This is a genomic window from Gluconobacter sp. P1D12_c (genome assembly GCF_018812105.1).
In the GTDB taxonomy this organism is placed as follows: domain Bacteria; phylum Pseudomonadota; class Alphaproteobacteria; order Acetobacterales; family Acetobacteraceae; genus Gluconobacter; species Gluconobacter oxydans_A.
Genome location: NZ_JACSIQ010000313.1, coordinates 1 through 511, shown reverse-complemented (window position 1 = coordinate 511; position 511 = coordinate 1). Strand labels below are relative to the sequence as shown.

The window sequence follows — 511 nt, the reverse complement described above, 5'->3', positions numbered from 1 at the left end:
ATGACCATCGTGAAACCCAATCGGGAGGTTTCTCCGCGGCGGGTTGCGATCAGATCGAAGTCATCCTGGCTGAGTGTAAAATGTCTCGTGATCTCGCGATCATCGACAGAAGGCTCGTAATGTCGGGCGAGAGCTTCACGGGTCAGAAGACGGCGCCGCGCCATGATCGGATGTCTCCTTCATGTGTCCGGAAGGGGATCGTTGGACGGACTGTCCCGGACAAGTGCAACACGTCATGGAATACAGCCGTGTGCTGTGTCTCATAAAGGTGGTACCATATGTTTTGCAGTCATGGGGCCTTATACGTTACACTTTCCCGTATGACACACATAATGATCGGCTATGCCCGCTGCTCGACGGACAAACAGGATCTCGCGGCCCAGCATCAGGAACTGCTCAAACTCGGTGTTTCTGCCGATCGTATTTACACCGACAAGGGCTTCACCGGCACGAACCGGGAAAGGGCCGGCCTTGACCAGGCACTGGCGGCTGTTCGTAGTGGCGATACTTT

The 511-nt window shown here is 55.2% G+C and carries 2 protein-coding genes; one reads left to right on the top strand and one right to left on the bottom strand.

What is annotated here, in order from left to right:
- Positions 1-164 (bottom strand): DUF4158 domain-containing protein (locus KP705_RS16935; RefSeq protein ID WP_215765108.1); only part of this gene is annotated, 164 nt, incomplete at its 3' end.
- Positions 165-320: 156 nt separating this feature from the next.
- On the opposite strand from KP705_RS16935, the gene KP705_RS16930 reads away from it, so the two are divergent.
- The coding region (locus tag KP705_RS16930; protein WP_215765107.1) for a recombinase family protein at positions 321-511 on the top strand (191 nt) is incomplete at its 3' end.